The sequence below is a fragment of the Methylobacterium sp. 142-1Y genome, assembly GCF_057747795.1.
This window is the reverse complement of the sequence record NZ_CM173224.1, coordinates 5,502,996-5,522,867: the sequence shown is the minus strand read 5'-3', so window position 1 is coordinate 5,522,867 and position 19,872 is coordinate 5,502,996. Positions and strand designations below refer to the sequence as shown.

Below are 19,872 nucleotides of genomic sequence, written 5' to 3'. Positions count from 1 at the left end.
GCGTGTGGTACGCGCAGGGGCGTATGACGGCGATCGACGACGCCTACAGCCTGTACATCGTGCGCGAGGCGCGGGCGCCGGCCAGCGCCAGCCAACTCAACCGGACCCTCTTTTCCCTGACCTCCGCGACGTTCCGCATCATCGCCGAGACGGACGAGGCGCAGATGCGCCGCGCCAGCGCCGAGTTCGACGAAGCCGTCGCGATGGTCAAGCCGACCTTCGCGGCCCTGCGGGAGCGGGCGCCGACCTTCGCGGGCCGCGTCGACAAGATCGCCCATGACTTCGACGACCTCACCGCCAGGCTCAGGCAGGTCCTCGACCTAGGCATGACGCGCCGCAATGCCGAGGCGCTCGCCCTGTTCCGGCGCAGCGTCGATCCCGTCCTGCCCAGCCAGATCCAGGAGACGAGGAAGCTCGCCACCGACATCCAGGACTACGTCGCCAAGACCTCGGACGAGCTGACCGACCAGACCAACGCCACCCGCGCCCGGCTGATGGCGATCAGCGCCCTCGGCCTCGGCCTGGGCCTCGTGGCGGTGGCCCTGGTGGCCGTGTTCGGCGTCACCCGCCCGATCGGCCGGCTGGTGCGCGTGCTCGAGCGCATGGCGCATGGCGAGATCGAGGCCGAGATTCCGGAAGCGCGCCGGGGCGACGAGGTCGGCGCCATCGGCCGCGCGGTCGAGGGCATCAAGGCGATGGTGGCCCAGAAGGCCGCCGAGCAGGCCGAGATCAAGCGGATCGCCGACGCGGCGGCGGCCGAGGCGCGCCGGCGCGCCATGATCGACCTCGCCGACGGGTTCGAGCGGGCGGTCGGCGGCATCGTCGGCATGGTCTCGACCTCGGCCACCGAATTGCAGGCGACCGCCGGGCAGATGACCGGGACGGCGACCGAGACGGCGAGCCAGTCCGCCGCGGTCGCGGCCGCCGCCGAGGAGGCGGCCTCCAACGTCGGTACCGTCGCGGCGGCGGCCGAGGAGCTCGGCGCCTCGGTGCAGGAAATCGGCCGCCAGGTCGACGGCTCGGCGGGCCTCGCCCGCCAGGCGGTGGCGGAAGCCGACCGGACCGGCGCCCAGGTGCGCGCCCTGAGCCAGACCGTCGGCCGGATCGGCGACGTCGCCGGCCTGATCTCGTCGATCGCCGCCCAGACCAACCTGCTCGCGCTCAACGCCACGATCGAGGCGGCGCGTGCAGGGAGCGCGGGGAGGGGCTTTGCGGTGGTCGCCGCCGAGGTGAAGGAACTCGCGGCCCAGACCGCGAAGGCGACGGAGGAGATCGGCCACCAGATCACTGCTGTGCAGAGCGCCACCGGCGAGACCGTCTCGGCGATCGGCGCCATCACCGCGCGGATCCGCGAGATCGACTCCGTCACGGTGGCGATCGCCGCCGCGGTCGAGCAGCAGGGCGTCGCCACCCAGGAGATCGTCCGCAACGTCTCCCAGGCCGCGACCGGCACCGGCGAGGTCACCGGCAACATCGCGGGCGTCGCCGGCGCCGCCGAGGAGACGGGCGCCGCCGCGACCCAGGTCCTCGCCTCCGCCACCGAGCTGTCGCGCCAGTCCGAGCATCTCGGGGCGGAAGTGGCACGTTTCCTCGCCACGGTGCGGGCGGCCTGACGCCTCGCGAGGTCCCGGGAGTGCCCGCGATTCGAGCGCAAGAAGCGGGATGAACCGCCGCCTCCGGACGCCGTAGGGCTCATGCCGGAGGTGACCGAATGACCGCTTTCCACTGTATCGCGATCGATACCGAGACGGCCGCCCGCTTCCGGGCGACCGGCACGGACGATCGCGGCAACCCGCTCCGGCGGATCGTCGCGACGCCCGGCGGCGCCTTCCCGTGCCGACACTGCCTGCGCCTCGCCGAACCGGGCGAGGCCATGCTGCTCGGATCCTACGACCTGCAAAAGCCGGTCGGCGTCTACTGGACGCCGAGCCCGATCTTCCTGCACGAGGCGGCGTGTCCGCGCGCCACAGCGGTCGACGAGGTCGCGCCGATCGTGCGGGCGAATCCGCTCGTCTCGGTTCGTGCCTATGACGGCCAGCACCAATGCCTCTACGATCTCGGCCATGTCTGCGCCGGTGCGGAAGTCGACGTGCCCCTCGCCCGCGCGCTCGACGATCCCCGCACGGCCTTCGTGAACATCCACACGGCGCGGCCGGGATGCCTGCTGGTGCGGGTCGAGCGCAGGCCGGTCGCGGACGAGGTTTGTCGAGGCGCCGCCGTCAGCGATCCGCCGGAATGAACCGGAGGGTGCCGGCGAGGCGTGCCGGCCTGCCGGTGTCGCCGGGATGCGCGATCCCGTCGGTCACCGGCACCTCGGGGAAATCGAACGGGCTGACCCCGTCGAGGCAGGCGACGTTCACGGCGTAGAGGCTGGTGTCCGATCGCCGCTGGTGGTGGGTGTAGATGCCGCAGCGGGAGCAGAAGAAGTGCTGCGCGGCTTTCGTGTGGAAGCGGTAGCGCGTCAGCATCGCCTCGCCCTGGAGGACCCTGATCCCGCCCACCTCCGCCATGGCGACGACGGCGCCGCGCATGCGGCAATACGAGCAGGTGCAGCGGCGGATCGAGTCGAATCCGTCGCCGAGCGATGCCTCGAAGCGCACCGCGCCGCAATGGCACTGGCCGACCCGGGTGATCCTGCTTCCCATGGTCCGTCTCCTGAGGTTCGTCACCAAGCCAGGCACGCCGCGCCGGCGGCGACGGCGAGGCACGAGGCGACCCGGCGCGGGCTCAAGCTCTCGCCGAGGAAGACCCGTCCGATGAGCGCGGCATAGACCACGCTGGTCTCGCGCAAGGCCGAGACCGTGCCCATCGCGTCGAACTGCATCGCCCAGATGACGATGCCGTAGGCGAGGATCGAGACGAGGCCGCCGCCGAGCGCCATCGCCGTCTGCCCAGGCGTGTAGGACGGCTTGGTCCTGCGCAATGCGAGATAGAGGGGCGGCATGGTCAGGCTCCAGAGCAGGAACATGCAGGCCGCGTAGGACGGGCTGTTGCCCGACAGGCGCACCCCGATCCCGTCGACGACGGTGTAGGCCCCGATGAGCAGGCCGGTGACGAAGGCGGCGGGGAGGAAGTCCGCCCGCAGCCGCCCGCCCTGGAGGGCAAGCGACAGGATGCCGCCGGAGACCAGCGCGATGCCCAGGATCGCAACGGGCCCGAGCGTTTCCTGCGCGAACAACGCCGCTCCGAGCGCGACGAGGACGGGCGAGGAGCCGCGCGAGATCGGGTAGGTCTGCCCGAGATCGCCGGAGCGGTAGGTCCGCACCAGGGACAGATTGTAGCCGGCATGGATCGCCGCCGAGGTGACGAGGTAGGGCCAGCTCGCCGGTTCCGGCCAGGGCAGGAGAACCACCGCAACCGCCGAGGCGCAAGCGACCGCGATCATCATCAGGGTCATCGACCAGAGCCGGTCGCTGCCGCCGCGCAGGACCGCGTTCCAGCCGGCATGGAGAATCGCCGCGCAGACGACGCCGGCAAGGACGATCGGGGTCATGCGGGGAGGACCCGGGGTAGCGTCGACCACCCGGGCGGGACGTCATTCTCGGTCTTCATGGGGGGCGAGGATGCCCCTCTCGCCGCACGCCGACAAACGCCTTATGGTGGCGCTCGCGTGAGGAAAACTGACACGTGCACCGCCGCCTGCCGCCGCTCAACGCCCTGAAGGCCTTCGAGGCGGCAGGCCGCCACGCGAGCTTCACCCTGGCGGCGGAGGAGTTGCGCGTCACCCACGGCGCGGTCAGCCGGCACGTGCAGGCGCTCGAAGCCTGGCTCGGCGTGAAGCTGTTCGAGCGCCACAACAGGCGGGTGGTGCTGACGGAGGCCGGACGGGGCTACCTCGCCGAGATCGGCGCGGCCCTCGACCGCGTGGCGCTCGCGACCGCGCGGCAACTGGAGCGCGGCCAGGCGCGGGTGCTCCACGTGAACACGCTCGCGACATTCACCTTGCGCTGGCTGATCCCGCGGCTGCACGCCTTCCAGCGCACCCACCCGGCCATCGAGGTCCGGCTGACGACCTCCACCGTGCCGCTCGCCGAGCTGGCCGGGCCCTACGACGTCGCGATCCGGGGCGGCCCCGATTCACGGCCGGGCCATGTCGGCCAAGAGTTCCTCACCGAGGAGCGCATCCCGGTCTGCAGCCCGGCCCTGCTGGCGCGCCTGCCGCTCGACGAGCCGTCACAGCTGACGGGGCACACGCTCCTGCACGCGGCGACGCTGCCCGGGGTCTGGCCGCAATGGCTCGCTGCAGCGGGCGTGCCCGACCTGGAGCCGCAGGCCTCGATCACGCTGGAGCACTTCTACCTGACCTTGCAGGCGGCGCTCGACGGGTTGGGGGTGGCGATGGGCCCGACGCGGCTCATCGCCGACGACGTGGCGGCGGGCCGGCTGGTGCTGCCCTTCGCAGGGCCCCGGCTTCCGGCGCGCAGCTACTACACGTACGTACCGGAGGGCCGCCGGGACGATCCCGTGGTGCGGGCCTTCTGCGAGTGGCTGGCGACGGCGGGGTGAGGGCTTGTCGATTGGTCGTTGCAGATTGCAGCCCCACCGCGTCATTCCGCGGCCGCGTAGCGGAGCCCGGAAGCCAGAACCGCTGACTGCTCGGGAAAAGGCGGATCGCGTTCCGCTTCATCCTTTCACCCCTGCGTTTCTGGATTCCGGGCTCCGCTTTCGCGGCCCCGGAATGACGCGGTGAATGCCAGAAGACTGTCGAGAAGCTCGTACGCTTTCCGATTGATCGCTTCGCGATGCGGAAAGCGGCTTCGCTCAGGCGCCGCGCGGGCTGGTGATACGGCTTCCGGAAGGAATCTTCAGGAAGCCGTATCAAACAAGCTTTGAGGCGAGGGGACAGGATGCGCCGTGCCGTCTTCGGCTTTCAGCGGACAGGGTCGCTCAGTCTCACACGGCCGGCCCTCACGCCTGGAGTTCCGCCGCCGCCTCCTGCGCCTCGGCCGCCTCGTTGCGGCCGGGCCGGGGCAGGCGCACCAGGACGATCGTGCCGGTGCCTTCCTCGGAGCGGATGCGCAGGCCCCCGCCATGGAGCTCGGCGAGCGAGCGGGCGATGGCCAGCCCGAGGCCCGAGCCCTTGTAGCTGCGGGCGAAGTTGGTCTCGACCTGCTCGAAGGGATAGCCGAGCTTCGGCAAAGCCGCCTTCGGGATGCCGATGCCGCTATCCTCGACGAAGATGTGCACCGAATCGATGGCGCGCCGGGTGCGCACCGCCACCCGGCCGGCCTCGGGCGTGAACTTCACGGCGTTCTGGAGCAGGTTGACCAGGATCTGGTGCAGGGCGCGCTCGTCGGCCATCACCAGGGTGTCGGCGCTCATCTCGACGCTGACGGTGAGCGCCTTCATTCGGGCCGGCTCGGCGATCAGCTTGAGGGCGCGCTCCAGCGCCTCGCTCACGGCGACCGGCTGCTTGGCGAGCTTCACCCGGCGGGCGTCGATCCGCGACATGTCGAGGATGTCGTCGATGACCGACAGCAGGTAGTGGCCGCTGGAGCGGATGTCGCGGCAATATTCGCGGTACTTCTCGGAGCCGAGCGACCCGAACACCTCGCTCTCCATCACCTCGGCGAAGCCCAGGATGGCGTTCAGCGGGGTGCGCAGCTCGTGGCTCATATTGGCCAGGAACTCGGATTTGGAGCGGTTGGCGCTCTCGGCCTGGGCCTTCTGGTCGAGGTAGCGCTCGGCGAGGTCGGCGAGCTGCTGGGTCTGGAGTTCGAGGGTCCGGCGGGACCGCTTGAGATCCGCGATGGTGGCGATGAGCTGGCGTTCCGATTCCACGAGCCGCTCCTGGTGCCGTTTCAGGGCCGTGATGTCGGTGCCGACCGAGACGTAGCCGCCGTCCTTGGTGCGGCGCTCGCTGATCTGCAGCCAGCGCCCGTCGGCGAGCTCGGCCTCGAAGGTGCGGGCTCCCGCTTCCGGGAACTCGCCGGCGGGGATCTCGCGCCGCACGGTCGGCAGGGCGGCGCGCCCCATGATGGCATCGTAGCGCCGGCCCGGCTGCGCCTCGTCGGCGGTGAGCGCGTGCAGGCGCCGGAACTTCGAGTTGCACAGGACCAGGCGGTTCTGCGCATCCCACAGCACGAAAGCCTCGGACACCGCCTCGACGGCGTCGCGCAGGCGCATGTCGGCGGTGGCGGTCGATTCGGCCAGCCGCCGCTGTTCCGAGATGTCGATCACGATGCCGACCAGGTGCCGGCCGTTGTCCTCGAGATCCTGCACGATCTCGGCCCGGGCCTTGAGCCAGACCCATTCGCCCCCGGCGGCACGGATGCGGAACTCGTGGTCGACGGTGGTGTCGCGGGCCGCCAATTGGCGGGCGAGGCCATAGAGGTCGGTGTCGTCCGGATGGACCAGGGCGTTCACGTCGCCGAAGGAGAGGAATTCCTGCTCCCGCACGTAGCCGAGGAGCTGGTACATCGAATCCGACCAGTAGATCCGGCCGCGCGGGATGTCCCAGTCCCACAGGCCGCAGCGGCCGCGGCCGAGCGCCGTGTCGAGGCGCTGGCGCACCTGCTCGCAGACCCGGTCGACGGCCCGCGCCCGGTCGGCCTGGAGCGCGTAGGCGAGGCCGGTGCAGACCACCACCAGCGTCACGGCGCCGACCAGCACCGCGGCGATGCGGGCCCGCCCGGCCCAGAGGGCGGTGACCGAATCGAGGGTCTGCACCACCGCGACCTGGGCGATCCCGCCCCCGCCCGGTACCGAACGTACCGTCGCCAGCGCCCGCTCGCCGTTGCCGAGCACGACGTTGAGCACGCCGGCACGCTCGCCCATGATGCCGAGCACCTGCACCTCGCCGACGAACTCGCCGAAATTGCGCGGCAGGGCGGGCTGCTCGGGCAGGGTGGCCAGGATCGCGTCGTCGGCGCCGATCAGCAGCACGGAGCGGCCGGCCGGCAGGCCGCCGGGCGGCAGCAGGCGCACCAGCCGCTCGCGCAAGGCGGCCGGCGCCATCACCTCGGACGGGACCGCGCCGGCGGAACGGGCGAGCGAGGCCGGCAACGTCCCGGCCATCAGGCGGGCCACCAGGTCGATGTCGCGCCGCGCGTCGCTCACCACCTCCTCGCGGTGGCCGGAGAGTTGCAGGGCGGTGACGGTGCCGAGGCAGAGCAGGAAGGCCGCCAGCATCGCCGGGACGGCGAAGCGGAGCCAGGATTCCGCGTGGGCGAGGCGCTGGTGCGCGGATTTCGAAACCCGGCTGATCCCCAGGATCGTCGCGGCACGCGCCGCGAAGGGGGCGGGATCCGCCTCCAGCATACCCAAACCCCCAACGGAACAAAAAGACAGATGCCGCGGAGGTTCCCGGCAGGCCCCCGAATCGAGCGTCAATCTGGCATTTCCACAAGCATTTTGTCCAGCGCCTCGCGCCTTGGAAATGAAGTGTTAACCAGTGATCGGATCGCCCGCGGGTGCTGGATATGACGCGATTCTACCTGCGGCCACAACGGCTTATGCATTATTTCACGGGTGCGAGCGATCGACCGGCGATGTCGCTGACGTCGGGGGAGAGGCCCGGCGCCTCGGCCACCCGCCGCAGGGCGGATTCGGCCCGCAGGCGGCGCCCGCCCTCGACCATACGCCAAGTATTGAAGGCAGTTAGCAGCCGCGCCGCGACTTGAGGATTTTTTCCGTCGAGGGCCAGGACGACCTCCGCGGTCAGGTCGTAACCCGCCCCGTCCGGGCGGTGGAACTGAGTCGGATTGTTGAGGCTGAAGCTGGCGATCAGCGAGCGGACCCGGTTCGGGTTGCCGAGCGAGAAGGCCGGGTGGCGCATCAACCCGCGGACCCGCTCCAGCGTCCCGTCCTCCGGGATCATCGCCTGGAGGGCGAACCACTTGTCGAGCACCAGGGGCTCGTGGCGGTAGGATTCACCGAAGCGGGCGAGGGCCGCCTCCCGGGCCTCGCCCGGCACCAGGCTCAAAGCGGCAAGCGCCGCAAGCCGGTCGGTCATGGTCGAAGCCGTCTCGAGCTGGGCCAGCGCCAGGGCGGTGCCGGCCTCCGGATCGGCCGCGGTCACGAGGTCGAGGGCGGCGTTGCGCAAGGCCCGGCGCCCGGCGCTGGCGGCGTCGGGGCTGAACGGCGCACCCGGCGGCTCGGCCAGCGCGTCGCGCAAGGCGAGCAGCCGGGGCCCGAGGTCGCGGCCGAACTGCACCCGCAGGCTCTGGCGCGCGCGCCAGATCGCATCGGGATCGACCTCGGATTGGAAGGTCTGCGCCACCTCCTGCTCGCCCGGCAGGGTCAGGACCAGGGCGGCGAAGGCGGGATCGGACAGCGCCTCGCCGTCGAGGAAGGTCGCGAGTGCCGCGGTGAGGCCCCCGGCCTCCGGCCCGGCCTCGGGCTCGAGCGGCGCACCGGCCTTCGCGCGGGAGACCAGCACCTCCATGGCGAGGGTCTGGGCCGACTGCCAGCGGTTGAAGGCGTCGGAATCGTGGGCGAGCAGGGTCAGGCGCTCGTTCCGGGTGAGCGCGTGCTCGACCTTCACCGGCGCCGAGAAGCCGCGAAACAGCGACGGTACCGGCGCCTTGGCGATTCCGGTGAAGACGAGGCTGTCCTCCGCCGTCTCGAGCACGAACACGCCGTCCCGCACCCGCTCGCTCGCCGCTGCGACCGCCCCACCCTCGGGGACGACGAGGCCGAGCGCCACCGGGATCACCAGGGGTTGCGGCGCGGCCGCGGCAGCGGCCTCTGTGGCGATCACCGGCAGGCTCTGGCGGAAGGCGAGGGTGTAGGTCCGGGCGGACGGGTCGTAGCTGCCCGATACCGCGACGGTCGGCGTGCCGGCCTGCTCGTACCAGCGGGCGAAGGCGGTGAGGTCGCGCCCGCTCTCGATGGCGAAGGCGGCGAGGAAATCCTCCACCGTGGCGGCCGTGCCGTCGCAGGTGGAAAAATACCGGTCCATGCCGCGCCGGAAGGTCTCGGGGCCGAGCAGGGTGCGCAGCATCCGGACGATCTCGGCGCCCTTCTCGTAGACCGTCGCGGTGTAGAAGTTGTTGATCTCGCGATAGGCCTGCGGTCGCACCGGATGGGCCAAGGGACCTGCATCCTCCGGGAACTGGCGGGCGCGGAGCGTGCGTACCTCGGCGATGCGGTGGACCGGGCGCGAGCGCTCGTCGGAGGAGAATTCCTGATCGCGAAAAACCGTCAGGCCCTCCTTGAGGCAGAGCTGGAACCAGTCGCGGCAGGTCACCCGGTTGCCGGACCAGTTATGGAAATATTCGTGGGCGATGATCGCCTCGATGTTGGCGTAGTCCGCATCGGTGGCGGTGTCTTGACTGGCCAGAACGTACTTGTCGTTGAAGATGTTGAGGCCCTTGTTCTCCATCGCCCCCATGTTGAAATCGGAGACCGCGACGACGTTGAAGATGTCGAGGTCGTAGGCGCGTCCGAAGGTGCGCTCGTCCCAAAGCATCGAGCGGGCGACGGCGTCGAGGGCGAAATCGGCGCGACCTTCCTTGCCGGGCTCGACATGGACGGCGATCTCGACCTCGCGTCCCTCCATGGTGGTGAAGCGCGACGCCACCCGGCCGAGCCGGCCGCCGACCACGGCGAACAGGTAGGCGGGCTTCGGGTGGGGGTCGTGCCAGATTGCGTAGTGCCGGGTCAGGCCGACCGCGCCCTGCTCGACCGGGTTGCCGTTGCCGAGCAGAACCGGCGCGTCGGCCCGCTCGGCCTCGATCCGGGTGGTGTAGACCGCCATCACGTCCGGCCGGTCGAGGAAGTAGGTGATGCGTCGGAAGCCGTCCGCCTCGCACTGGGTGCAATAGACGCCGTTCGAGCGGTAGAGACCCATCAGCTTGGTGTTGGCGCTCGGGTTCACCTGCGTGGCGATCTCGAGCACGAAGGGGCGCTGCGGCGGCTGGTGCAGGGTCAGCGAGCGGGGCGTCACGTCGATCGCGCCGGGGCCGGTCGGCTGCCCGTCGAGCGCGATGGCGAGCAGGGTGAGTTCGTCGCCGTCGAGGACGAGCGGCGCCCCGGGCTCGCCAGCCGGGTTCGGCCGCAGGGCGAGCGTCGCGGTGATCCGGGTCTCGGTCGGATGCAGGCGCAGGTCGAGGTCGACGCGGTCGATCAGGTAGTCGCTCGGGCGGTAATCGGCGAGGCGCGTGATCGACGGCATGGCGGGGTCCTCGGCGGTCGCGCGGGGCGCGGCGCAAGAGCGGCGCTAGGATCGAGAGCCTTTGCACCGGTGCCGGCCGCAGCGCAACGCGGGATCGGCAAGAGACGGCCAAGGGACGGCCAAGAGGCGGCCAAGGGACGAACGCGGGGACCATCGACGCGAGGGATCTCGGCCTTTCCTCCCGACCCTCCCACCGGAGGACGGCCGCCCTAGCTACGACGCCGGACCCGGCGCCCGGGACGGGCGCCCCGACATGGAAGGAGCGAGAAGCGCCATGGAATACCTGCACACGATGGTCCGCGTCGCCGATCTGGAGCGTGCGCTCGACTTCTACTGCAACAAGTTCGGCCTCCAGGAGGTGCGCCGCACCGAGAGCGAGAAGGGCCGCTTCACCCTGGTCTTCCTCGCCGCCCCGGGCGACGCCGCGCGGGCCAAGGAGAGCAAGTCGCCGCTGCTCGAACTGACCTACAACTGGGATCCGGAGGAGTATACCGGCGGGCGCAACTTCGGCCACCTGGCCTATCAGGTCGACGACATCTACGCGACCTGCCAGAAGCTCCAGGATGCCGGCGTGACCATCAACCGCCCGCCGCGGGACGGCTACATGGCCTTCGTGCGCTCGCCCGACGGCATCTCGATCGAGATCCTCCAGAAGGGCGGAGCCAAGCCGCCGCAGGAGCCCTGGGCCTCGATGCAGAATACCGGCAGCTGGTAGTCACAGAAGGGCGGGCCCGACGCGGCCCGCCCTTCTGGCGGCGTCTACGCCCCGGCAGCGGGCGTAATGCCGAGTTCGGCCAGCTTGGCGTGGATCGCCGTGACCGGGCGCTTGAGCTTCAGGCTCATCACGGAGGGCGAGACGCCCTCCTGCGCCATGGCCTTGAGCTGCTGCACGGTCTCGAGCGTCCAGCCCGCCTCGATGTTCTCGCTCATCAGGGTTGCCTCCGGTCTCGCGGCCGCGTCGGGGCGGCCTTGAGACCGGCAGGTAGGGAGTATCGACGGCGCGGCAACCCGGCCCGCGCGCCTCGCGGACCACCACAGCCTTGACGCGGGCGCTCGCGCATCGCACATCGGCGCCGTCAGCCGGCCGGGCGGCCGCTCCGGTCCCGTCGGCAGGTTCGCCTGCCCAAGCGGGATCCGGGGAGGAAAGTCCGGGCTCCATGAAGAGACGGTGCCGGATAACGTCCGGCGGGGGCGACCCCAGGGACAGTGCCACAGAGAGCAGACCACCGCGCGGGTTCTCGCGAACCCTCCGCGGCCAGGGTGAAAGGGTGCGGTAAGAGCGCACCGCGGACGCGGCAACGCGGACGGCACGGCAAACCCCACCGGGAGCAAAACCGAATAGGGGCGGCACGCGCGAGACATCGCGCACGGCCTTCTTCAGGCCCGTCGCCCGGGTTGGTTGCTCGAGGCGGCCGGCAACGGCCGTCCCAGAGGAATGGCCGCCACGTCCGGGGGATCCTCGCGGATCCACCGGGCCATACAGAACCCGGCTTACAGGCCGGCTGATACCCAATTGATAAGAAGCCCGGTCCAGGGCCGCCCCAGCTGAAATTCAGCCGGGGCGAGGCATCGCCGAGGTCAAGCCGGGGCCCGCGGGCGAACAGCTCTGCCCGCCTCGACTTTCCGGCGCGGCGCGCAGCCATCACAAGCCTTCGTTAACCTTGCTGGTCTCTGATGCCATCGGGGCGGGTGCTGCCCGCCGCGTGTGCCCTCGCGTTGACGACCCCAGAGGCCCATGATACCCCGAGCCACCCCGTCCACGGCGATTCCAGCATCGGCGGCCTCACCCCGCGAGAGCGGGCGCGATGGTCGCGCGTCGATGTCTCGCGTGGGCAAAGCGGCGCCCTGGCGCCGATCCCGGCCGGCTTCGGCCCGGCTCGTGCGGACAGCGGAACACCATGGATCGTCACGCCTCAGGGCGCGCCCGGCGCGCGGGATGGGCTTTTCGCTCGGTCGAGTCGGAGTGCCGGTCGTGACCGAGGCCGCCCCCCACATCCCGGTCCTGCTCGCCGAGGTCCTGACGGCGCTCAGCCTGTCCTCCGGCCCGGTCTCCGTGATCGACGGCACCTTCGGGGCCGGCGGCTACACGAGGGCGATCCTGGCGGCCGATCCGCGGACCCGCGTGCTCGCCATCGACCGCGATCCAACCGCCATCGCCGCCGGCCAGGCCCTGGTCGAGGCGGAAGGAGGGCGCCTGACCCTGGTCCAGGGCCGCTTCGGCGACCTCGACGCGATCGCGCGCGACCACGGCTTCACGCAAGCGGACGGCGTCGTGCTCGATATCGGCGTCTCGTCGATGCAGCTCGACCAGGCCGAGCGCGGCTTCTCGTTCCGGTTCGACGGTCCTCTCGACATGCGGATGGAACGGGCGGGCGAGAGCGCGGCCGACCTCGTCAACGAGGCCTCCGAGGCGGCGCTCGCCGACGTGATCTATCATTACGGCGAGGAGCGCCGGGCCCGCGCCGTCGCCCGCGCGCTGATCGAGGCGCGCCGGCGCGGCCGCATCGAGACCACCGCGGCGCTCGCCGACATCGTCGCCGGCGTCGTGCGGGCCGAGCCCGGCAGCGGCATCCATCCGGCGACCCGGACCTTCCAGGCCCTGCGCATCGCGGTCAACGACGAGCTCGGCGAGCTGCAGCGGGCCCTGCACGCCGCCGAGCACACCTTGAGGCCGGGCGGGCGCCTGGCGGTGGTCACCTTCCACTCGCTGGAGGACCGCATCGTGAAGCAGTTCTTCTCGGCCCGCAGCGGCCGGGCGGTCGCGGCCTCGCGCCACCTGCCGATGGCCGCGCAGCCGACACCGCGCAGCTTCACCCTCGCCACCAAGGGCCCTGTCGCCGCCGGCGAGGCCGAGTGCCGGGCCAATCCCCGGTCGCGCTCGGCCAAGCTCCGGGCCGGCGAGCGCACCGACGCGCCCGCGCCGCCGCCGCTGACCGTGCTCGAAACCCTGGCCTCCCTGCCCGAGACCCAGACGCGGGGAGGGCGCCGGTGATCCGCCTCCTGCACCTCGCGGCGATCGCCGGGCTGATCGCCTCGGCCATCTACGCCTACTCGATCAAGTACGACACGCTCTACCAGGCCGAGCAGGTCGCCAAGCTGAAGACCCGCCTGCGCAAGGAGCGCGACGCGATCGCGGTCCTGCGCGCCGAGTGGCAATTGCTCACCCGGCCCGATCGGCTCCAGGGTGCGGTCGACAAGTACCTCGACCTCGAGCCGATCGGCACCGCCCATCTCGGCCGGCTCGCCGACCTGCCGGCCAAGGCCGATCGCGGCGACGAGATCGCCCGCAAGCTCGAGGCGCTCGGGCTGGGCGCCACGGCGACGCCCGCGACCAAGGAGCGCGCGCCCTCCACCACCGCTGCCCGCAGCGAGGAGCCGCGCACCACCGGCTCCACGTCCACTCCCACCCGCACCGTCACCCCGACGGCCAAGAGGTAGGCGCCGTGACCCAGGATCAGGACTTCCAGGCTCACGACCCGCAGGCGCACGATCAGCACGGCCCCGAGGTCGATCCGGCGCCCATGGATGCGCGAGAGCCCGTCGCCGACGAGCCTGCACTGCCCCGGCGCAGCCTGGCGGAGATGCTTCGCGGCGGCGTGCTGGCGATGTTCCGCCTCTCGGTCGAGCGCAGCGCCGCCCGCGTCGGCCTCGTCGGCCTCGTCTTCGGCACGGTGTTCCTCGCGCTGATCGGCCGCCTCGTCAGCTTCGCGCTCCTGCCGGACGATCCGGGCACCGCCCAGGCTCGCCGGGCCGAGGCCGGCGGCACCACGCAGGTGCGGCCCGACATCATCGACCGCAACGGCGAGATCCTGGCCACGGACATCCGCACCGTCTCGGTCTTCGCCGAGCCGAAGAACATCTACGACAAGGACGAGGCGGTGGAACTCCTCACCGCCGTCCTGCCGGACATCAACGCCCGCGACCTGCGTGAAAAGCTGTCGTCGAAGAAGGGCTTCGTCTGGGTCAAGCGCGAGATCACCCCGCGCCAGCAGGCCGAGGTGCACCGCCTCGGCATCCCGGGCATCGGGTTCCTGTCCGACCACAAGCGGGTCTACCCGAACGGCACCGCGGCGGCCCACATCCTGGGCGTGACCAACCTCGACAATATCGGCATCGCCGGCATCGAGAAATACATCGACCGGCAGGGCCTGCGCGACCTCAACAGCCTCGGCTTCGTCGAGAAATCGGCCGACATGGCGCCGGTCCAGCTCTCGATCGACCTGCGGGCCCAGCATGCGGTGCGCGACGAGCTGGCCTGGGGCATGGAGCATTACCGCGCCAAGGCGGCGGCCGGCGCGATCCTCGACGTGACCACCGGCGAGGTGATCGCGCTCGCCTCGCTGCCGGATTTCGATCCGAACGAGCCGAAGGACGCGCTCGATCCCGATCGGATCAACCGGATGAATGTCGGCGTCTACGAGATGGGCTCGACCTTCAAGGCCATGACGCTGGCGATGGCGCTCGATTCGGGCAAGTTCAACGTCAACTCGACCTTCGACACCCGCGGCGGCGTGCTGCATTGGGGCCGGCAGAAGATCCACGAGTACCACGGCACCAACCGGGTCATCACGATGCCGGAGGTGTTCACGCACTCGTCCAACATCGGCTCGGCCAAGATGGCGCTCGGCATCGGTGTGCCCGGCCACAAGGCCTTCCTGAAGAAGATGGGCCTGCTCGACCGGATGCGGACCGAATTGCCGGAGAGCGCCGAGCCGATCATCCCGCCGCGCTGGACCGAGATCAACACCATCACCATCGCGTTCGGCCACGGCCTCGCGGTGGCGCCGCTCCAGGCCTCCGCCGCCGTGGCGGCGATCGCCAATGGCGGCTTCCTGATGACGCCGACCTTCCTGAAGCGGACCGAATCCGAGGCGCGCGAGAAGGCGACGCAGGTGCTCTCGGCCCAGACCAGCGAGGCGATGCGCTACATCATGCGCCTCAACGCCACCGAGGGCTCGGCCAAGAAGGCGGCGATTCCATACTACTACGTCGGCGGCAAGACCGGCACCGCCGAGAAGGTGATCCGCGGCCGCTACGTCAAGAACCGGCTCTTCACCACCTTCATGGCGGTGGCGCCGATGGACAAGCCGAAATACCTGTTCGTCACCATCATGGACGAGCCGCAGCCGGTGGCGGCGGAATCCGGCACCTACGCCACCGCCGCCTACAATTCGGGCGTCGTCACCGGCCGGGTGATCGCCCGGGTCGCGCCGATCCTCGGCCTGCCGCCGCAATTCGAGCCGCCGGTGAAGCCGTTCCCGCTGATGGTCAAGCTCGGCGCCTACCACGTCAACATGCTGGACGGAAAATGAGCCCCACCCTCGGCGATCTGTTCGCGGAGGCCGGTGCGGATGCCGGCCTTGCCCTCACCGGCCTCACCGCCGACAGCCGCAAGGTCGAGCCCGGCTTCGTCTTCCTGGCGGTGCCCGGCAATGCCGCCGACGGCCGGCTCTTCGCCGCCAAGGCCGCTGCGGCCGGCGCGGTGGCGATGGTGGCGGAAGGAGAGCGCCCGGCCGACCTGCCCGACTCGGTCGCCTATCTCGCGGTACCGGATGCGCGCCGGGCCCTGTCGCAGGCCGCCGCCCGGCTGCATCCGGGCCAGCCCGGGACGGTGGTGGCGGTCACCGGCACTGCCGGCAAGAGCTCGGTCGCCGATTTCGTGCGCCAGATCTTCGGCCGTCTCGGCCGGGAGGCGGCGAGCCTCGGGACGCTCGGCGTGATCACCACGAGCGGCGGCGCCTACGGCTCGCTCACAACCCCCGACCCGATCACCCTGCACCAGACCCTCGACCGGCTCGCCCATGACGGCGTGACGGAACTCGCCATGGAGGCCTCCTCGCACGGGATCGAGCAGAGCCGCCTCGACGGGGTAAGCCTGACGGCGGCCGGCTTCACCAATCTCGGCCACGACCACCTCGACTATCACGGCACGCCGGAGGCCTATCTCCAGGCCAAGCTCCGGCTGTTCACGACGCTTCTGCCGAAGGACGGCACGGCGGTGGTCAATGCCGACGGGCCGCAGAGCGGGGCGGTGATCGCCGCCGTGCGGGATCGCGGGGTCAAGCTCGTCACCACCGGCCGGGCCGGGGAGGGGATCCGCCTCGTCTCCGCCCGCCAGGAGGGCTTCGCCCAGCGCCTCGAGATCGCGATCGGCCCTGAGACCCACACCGTCGACCTTCCCCTCGTCGGGACGTTCCAGATCGAGAACGCGCTGGTGGCCGCCGGCCTGGTGCTCGCGACCCCGGCCGGTGCCGGGCGCGAGGCGGAGGTGATCGCGGCGCTCTCCCATCTCGCCGGGGTGCCGGGGCGGCTGGAGCGGGTCGGCACGGTGCGCGATGCGCTCTGCATCGTCGATTACGCCCACAAGCCCGACGCGCTCGCCAACGTCCTCGATGCCTTGCGCGCCTTCACCACCGGGCGCCTCGTCTGCATCGTCGGCTGCGGCGGCGACCGCGACCGGGGGAAGCGCCCGCTGATGGGCCGGATCGCGTCCGAGAAGGCCGACCGGGTCATCGTCACCGACGACAATCCCCGCAGCGAGGACCCCGCGACGATCCGCGCGGCGATCCTGGCGGCGGCCCCCGGTGCCGAGGAGATCGGCGACCGGGCCGAGGCGATCCGGACGGCGGTCCGGGACCTCGAAGCCGGCGACGTGCTGCTGGTCGCCGGCAAAGGTCATGAAACGGGCCAGATCATCGGCGACCGCACGCTGCCCTTTTCCGACCGCGACGCGGTCCTGAGCGCGATCGAGGAGACCCGCGCATGACCGAGCCCCTCTGGACCCTGGACGACGCCGCCGCCGCCATGGGCGGCCGGGTGGTCGCGATCGAGGCCGCGCCGCGTGCGCTGTCCGGGATCTCGATCGACACCCGCACCCTGAAGGTCGGGGATCTGTTCTTCGCCATCCGCGGCGAGGCCCGCGACGGCCACGACTTCGTGCGCGACGCGCTCGCCCGCGGCGCCGGCGCCGCGGTGGTGGCCGAGGAGCGAGCCGGCGATCTCGCTGATGCCGGCCCGCTGATCGCCGTGCCGGCGAACGGCGAGGACGGCGTGCTCGCCGCCATGCGCGGGCTCGCCGTCGCGTCGCGCGCCCGCACCGGCGCCCGGATCCTCGCGGTCACCGGCTCGGTCGGCAAGACCGGCACCAAGGAGGCGTTGCGCCACGTTCTCGCCGCGCAAGGCACCACCCACGCCTCGGTCGCCTCCTACAACAACCATTGGGGCGTGCCCCTGACCCTGAGCCGGATGCCGGCTTCGAGCGAGTTCGGGGTGTTCGAGGTCGGCATGAACCATGCCGGCGAGATCGCCCCCCTGACCCGGCTGGTGCGGCCCGAGATCGCGATCGTCACCACGGTCGAGCCGGTCCATATCGAGCATTTCCGCTCGCTGTCGGGCATCGCCGACGCCAAGGGCGAGATCTTCTCCGGCCTGGAGCCCGGCGGCGTCGCGATCGTCAACCGCGACAACCCGAATTTCGAGCGGCTGAAGGCCCATGCGCTCGCCTCCCGCGCCGGCCGGGTGGTGAGCTTCGGCGAGCACCGCGAGGCCGACGTGCGGGCCGAGCGCATCGTGATGCGCCCCGACCTGTCGATCGTCGACGTGCGGGCGATGGGGCTGCCCGTCACCTACCAGCTCGGCACCCCGGGCCGGCACACGGCGCTGAACTCGCTCGCCGTCATCGCCGCCGTGCAGGCGCTCGGCGCCGACCTCGCGCTCGCTTCCCTGTCGCTGGCGCAGCTGCGCCCGCCGGCCGGGCGCGGCGCCCGCCACGTCCTCCGGGTCGGCGACGGCGAGGCGCTCCTCGTCGACGAGAGCTACAACGCCAATCCGGCTTCCGTGCGGGCCGCTCTGAGCACGCTCGCAGGCGTCGAGACCGCGGGCCGGCGCATCGCGGTCCTCGGCGACATGATGGAACTGGGGGCGGAGGCCCCCCGCCTGCACCGCGAACTGGCGCAGGCCGTCGCGGAGCACGGCATCGACCTCGTCTTCACCGCCGGCCCGCTGATGCAGGAACTGTTCGAGGCGCTGCCCGCCGCGCGCCGCGCCGGCGCCCGCGCGACGTCGGCCGAGCTCGTCGACCCGGTGCTCGAGGCCCTGCGCCCCGGCGACGCCGTGATGGTCAAGGGATCGAACAGCACCCGCATGGGCCGGATTGTCGAGGCGCTCAAAGCCCGCTACGGCGGGGCCGCGGACCAGGATCTCGCCGTCGGCCGATCCGGCTGAGCGACCCTCCAAGGACTTCTGACGCGGCGGCGCGGGCCTTTTGCCCGGGGCTGCCGCGCGCCCACGATCGGATGAATCCGGGATGCTCTACCTCCTCTCCGACCTGAGCGGCGTGTTCTCGCCGCTCAACGTCTTCCGCTACATCACCTTCCGGACCGGCGGCGCGCTGTTCACGGCGGGCTTCTTCGTGTTCTGGTTCGGGCCCTGGATCATCTCGCTCCTGCGCCTGCGCCAGGGCAAGGGCCAGCCGATCCGCGAGGACGGCCCGCAATCGCACCTCTTGACCAAGCGCGGCACGCCGACCATGGGCGGGCTGATGATCCTGGCCGGCGTGATGGTGGCGGTGATCCTCTGGGCCAATCCGCGCAACCACTACGTCTGGATCGTCATGATGGTGACGCTGGGCTTCGGCGCGATCGGCTTCTACGACGACTACCTCAAGGTCACGAAGCAGAGCCACAAGGGCTTTTCCGGCAAGTTCCGCCTCGCCCTCGAGGCCCTGATCGCGGTCGCGGCCTGCGTCGCGGTGGCGGAATACTCGGCGCCGGGCCTGGCCTACCGGCTCGCCTTCCCGGTCTTCAAGGACGCGATCATCAATCTCGGCCTGTTCTACGTCGCCTTCGCGGGCTTCGTGATCGTCGGCGCGGGCAACGCGGTCAACATCACCGACGGCCTCGACGGGCTCGCCATCGTGCCGGTGATGATTGCGGCGGCGACCTTCGGGATCATCGCCTACCTGGTCGGCAACGTCATTTATGCGTCCTACCTCCAGGTGAACTACGTCCCGGGCACCGGCGAGCTGGCGGTGGTCTGCGGGGCGCTCATCGGGGCGGGCCTCGGCTTCCTGTGGTTCAACGCGCCGCCGGCCCAGATCTTCATGGGCGATACCGGCTCGCTGGCGCTCGGCGGCCTGCTCGGCACCGTCGCGGTGGCGACCAAGCACGAGATCGTGCTCGGCATCGTCGGCGGCCTGTTCGTGCTGGAGATCCTCTCCGTCATCATCCAGGTCGCCTCGTTCAAGCTCACCGGCAAGCGCGTCTTCCGCATGGCGCCGATCCACCACCATTTCGAGCAGAAGGGCTGGAAGGAGCCGCAGGTGGTGATCCGGTTCTGGATCATCGCGGTGGTGCTGGCGCTGCTGGGGCTGGCGACCTTGAAACTGCGGTAGGGGCCGGGGCCGGGCTTGCGTTCTCTCCCACGACAATAACACCCTCCATGTCATTCCGGGGCCGCGCAGCGGAGCCCGGAATCCAGACCCTCAGTTTTGTCAGGAAAAGGCGGACAGCGTTCCGCTTTCTTCTGAACATCCTGCGGTTCTGGATTCCGGGCTCCGCTGCGCGGCCCCGGAATGACGCGGAGGGTGTGATACGAAATCCGGAAGATCCCTTCCGGATTTCGTATCACGAGCCCGCGCGGCGCCTGAGCGAAGCCGATTTCCGCATCGCGAAGCGATCAGCCGGAAATCGTATGAGTTCACGTGGGGGATCACGGACAGAACACTGAACCGGCACCGCCTTATCGGCAATGCCGGC

15 protein-coding genes and 1 other RNA gene are annotated in these 19,872 nt (G+C 70.9%); 11 read left to right on the top strand and 5 right to left on the bottom strand.

Annotated elements, in window-relative coordinates; translation table 11 throughout:
• Positions 1–23: 23 nt before the first annotated feature.
• Entirely contained in the window at positions 24–1,613 is a 1,590-nt protein-coding gene (locus AC3AOF_RS25365; RefSeq protein WP_488349052.1) for a methyl-accepting chemotaxis protein, read from the top strand.
• 98 nt (positions 1,614–1,711) lie between these two features.
• Positions 1,712–2,239 carry a DUF1203 domain-containing protein gene (locus AC3AOF_RS25360; RefSeq protein WP_488346834.1) on the top strand — a complete coding sequence of 176 codons (528 nt, stop codon included), beginning with the start codon at positions 1,712–1,714 and terminating at the stop codon, positions 2,237–2,239.
• Here the strand turns inward: AC3AOF_RS25360 and AC3AOF_RS25355 are convergent.
• Together AC3AOF_RS25355 and AC3AOF_RS25350 are read right to left on the bottom strand one after the other, a co-directional pair.
• Positions 2,220–2,645 carry a GFA family protein gene (locus AC3AOF_RS25355; protein WP_236988263.1) on the bottom strand — a complete coding sequence of 142 codons (426 nt, stop codon included), beginning with the start codon at positions 2,643–2,645 and terminating at the stop codon, positions 2,220–2,222. The genes AC3AOF_RS25360 and AC3AOF_RS25355 overlap by 20 nt on opposite strands.
• A 20-nt stretch (positions 2,646–2,665) precedes the next feature.
• Positions 2,666–3,493, bottom strand: coding sequence for an EamA family transporter (locus tag AC3AOF_RS25350; protein WP_488346833.1), 828 nt, complete (start codon positions 3,491–3,493; stop codon positions 2,666–2,668).
• Positions 3,494–3,627: 134 nt separating this feature from the next.
• Here AC3AOF_RS25350 and gcvA point away from each other — a divergent pair, with 134 nt between their 5' ends.
• On the top strand, positions 3,628–4,506 hold the full coding sequence (gene gcvA, locus AC3AOF_RS25345; protein ID WP_488346832.1) for a transcriptional regulator GcvA: 879 nt from the start codon (positions 3,628–3,630) through the stop codon (positions 4,504–4,506).
• Positions 4,507–4,908: 402 nt separating this feature from the next.
• On the opposite strand, the gene AC3AOF_RS25340 is transcribed toward gcvA, so the two are convergent.
• Complete coding sequence (locus AC3AOF_RS25340) at positions 4,909–7,260, bottom strand: PAS domain-containing sensor histidine kinase (protein ID WP_488346831.1); 2,352 nt, start codon at positions 7,258–7,260, stop codon at positions 4,909–4,911.
• A 199-nt stretch (positions 7,261–7,459) separates the two neighbouring features.
• Entirely contained in the window at positions 7,460–10,117 is a 2,658-nt protein-coding gene (gene pepN / locus AC3AOF_RS25335; protein ID WP_488346830.1) for an aminopeptidase N, read from the bottom strand.
• A gap of 274 nt (positions 10,118–10,391) precedes the next feature.
• On the opposite strand from pepN, the gene AC3AOF_RS25330 reads away from it, so the two are divergent.
• Positions 10,392–10,832: a VOC family protein gene (locus AC3AOF_RS25330; RefSeq protein WP_488346829.1), complete on the top strand. Its 441-nt coding sequence runs from the start codon at positions 10,392–10,394 to the stop codon at positions 10,830–10,832.
• 44 nt (positions 10,833–10,876) lie between these two features.
• Here AC3AOF_RS25330 and AC3AOF_RS25325 read toward each other — a convergent pair whose 3' ends face one another.
• The gene (locus AC3AOF_RS25325; protein WP_165083051.1) at positions 10,877–11,047 is read right to left on the bottom strand and encodes a hypothetical protein; all 171 of its coding nucleotides are present in this window, start codon (positions 11,045–11,047) and stop codon (positions 10,877–10,879) included.
• Positions 11,048–11,193: 146 nt separating this feature from the next.
• Here AC3AOF_RS25325 and rnpB point away from each other — a divergent pair.
• The 7 genes from rnpB (at position 11,194) to mraY (ending at position 19,508) form a co-directional block, all read left to right on the top strand.
• Positions 11,194–11,627, top strand: an RNA gene (rnpB, locus tag AC3AOF_RS25320) — RNase P RNA component class A.
• Between the two features lie 426 nt (positions 11,628–12,053).
• A complete protein-coding gene (gene rsmH, locus AC3AOF_RS25315; protein WP_488346828.1) occupies positions 12,054–13,109 on the top strand; it encodes a 16S rRNA (cytosine(1402)-N(4))-methyltransferase RsmH in 1,056 nt (351 codons plus the stop codon).
• A complete protein-coding gene (gene ftsL, locus AC3AOF_RS25310) occupies positions 13,106–13,555 on the top strand; it encodes a cell division protein FtsL (protein ID WP_236988270.1) in 450 nt (149 codons plus the stop codon). The genes rsmH and ftsL overlap by 4 nt, the downstream gene beginning before the upstream one ends.
• A gap of 83 nt (positions 13,556–13,638) precedes the next feature.
• Positions 13,639–15,429, top strand: a complete 1,791-nt coding sequence (locus AC3AOF_RS25305) for a peptidoglycan D,D-transpeptidase FtsI family protein (protein WP_488349051.1) — start codon at positions 13,639–13,641, stop codon at positions 15,427–15,429.
• Positions 15,426–16,883 (top strand): UDP-N-acetylmuramoyl-L-alanyl-D-glutamate--2,6-diaminopimelate ligase, encoded by a 1,458-nt coding sequence (locus AC3AOF_RS25300; RefSeq protein ID WP_488346827.1) that lies wholly within the window; start codon positions 15,426–15,428, stop codon positions 16,881–16,883. Before AC3AOF_RS25305 ends, AC3AOF_RS25300 begins: the two co-directional genes overlap by 4 nt.
• On the top strand, positions 16,880–18,340 hold the full coding sequence (locus tag AC3AOF_RS25295) for a UDP-N-acetylmuramoylalanyl-D-glutamyl-2,6-diaminopimelate--D-alanyl-D-alanine ligase (RefSeq protein ID WP_488346826.1): 1,461 nt from the start codon (positions 16,880–16,882) through the stop codon (positions 18,338–18,340). The genes AC3AOF_RS25300 and AC3AOF_RS25295 overlap by 4 nt, the downstream gene beginning before the upstream one ends.
• A gap of 82 nt (positions 18,341–18,422) precedes the next feature.
• Positions 18,423–19,508: a phospho-N-acetylmuramoyl-pentapeptide-transferase gene (mraY, locus tag AC3AOF_RS25290; protein WP_236988273.1), complete on the top strand. Its 1,086-nt coding sequence runs from the start codon at positions 18,423–18,425 to the stop codon at positions 19,506–19,508.
• The last annotated feature ends 364 nt before the right edge of the window (positions 19,509–19,872 follow it).

What these genes read in the sequence shown, in the direction of transcription:
- AC3AOF_RS25365 (WP_488349052.1), top strand. Translation starts at nt 24, where the DNA reads ATGACGGCGATCGACGACGCCTACAGCCTGTACATCGTGCGCGAGGCG.
- AC3AOF_RS25360 (WP_488346834.1), top strand. Translation starts at nt 1,712, where the DNA reads ATGACCGCTTTCCACTGTATCGCGATCGATACCGAGACGGCCGCCCGC.
- AC3AOF_RS25355 (WP_236988263.1), bottom strand. Translation starts at nt 2,645, where the DNA reads ATGGGAAGCAGGATCACCCGGGTCGGCCAGTGCCATTGCGGCGCGGTG.
- AC3AOF_RS25350 (WP_488346833.1), bottom strand. Translation starts at nt 3,493, where the DNA reads ATGACCCCGATCGTCCTTGCCGGCGTCGTCTGCGCGGCGATTCTCCAT.
- AC3AOF_RS25340 (WP_488346831.1), bottom strand. Translation starts at nt 7,260, where the DNA reads ATGCTGGAGGCGGATCCCGCCCCCTTCGCGGCGCGTGCCGCGACGATC.
- pepN (WP_488346830.1), bottom strand. Translation starts at nt 10,117, where the DNA reads ATGCCGTCGATCACGCGCCTCGCCGATTACCGCCCGAGCGACTACCTG.
- AC3AOF_RS25330 (WP_488346829.1), top strand. Translation starts at nt 10,392, where the DNA reads ATGGAATACCTGCACACGATGGTCCGCGTCGCCGATCTGGAGCGTGCG.
- AC3AOF_RS25325 (WP_165083051.1), bottom strand. Translation starts at nt 11,047, where the DNA reads ATGAGCGAGAACATCGAGGCGGGCTGGACGCTCGAGACCGTGCAGCAG.
- rsmH (WP_488346828.1), top strand. Translation starts at nt 12,054, where the DNA reads ATGGGCTTTTCGCTCGGTCGAGTCGGAGTGCCGGTCGTGACCGAGGCC.
- AC3AOF_RS25305 (WP_488349051.1), top strand. Translation starts at nt 13,639, where the DNA reads ATGGATGCGCGAGAGCCCGTCGCCGACGAGCCTGCACTGCCCCGGCGC.
- AC3AOF_RS25300 (WP_488346827.1), top strand. Translation starts at nt 15,426, where the DNA reads ATGAGCCCCACCCTCGGCGATCTGTTCGCGGAGGCCGGTGCGGATGCC.
- AC3AOF_RS25295 (WP_488346826.1), top strand. Translation starts at nt 16,880, where the DNA reads ATGACCGAGCCCCTCTGGACCCTGGACGACGCCGCCGCCGCCATGGGC.
- mraY (WP_236988273.1), top strand. Translation starts at nt 18,423, where the DNA reads ATGCTCTACCTCCTCTCCGACCTGAGCGGCGTGTTCTCGCCGCTCAAC.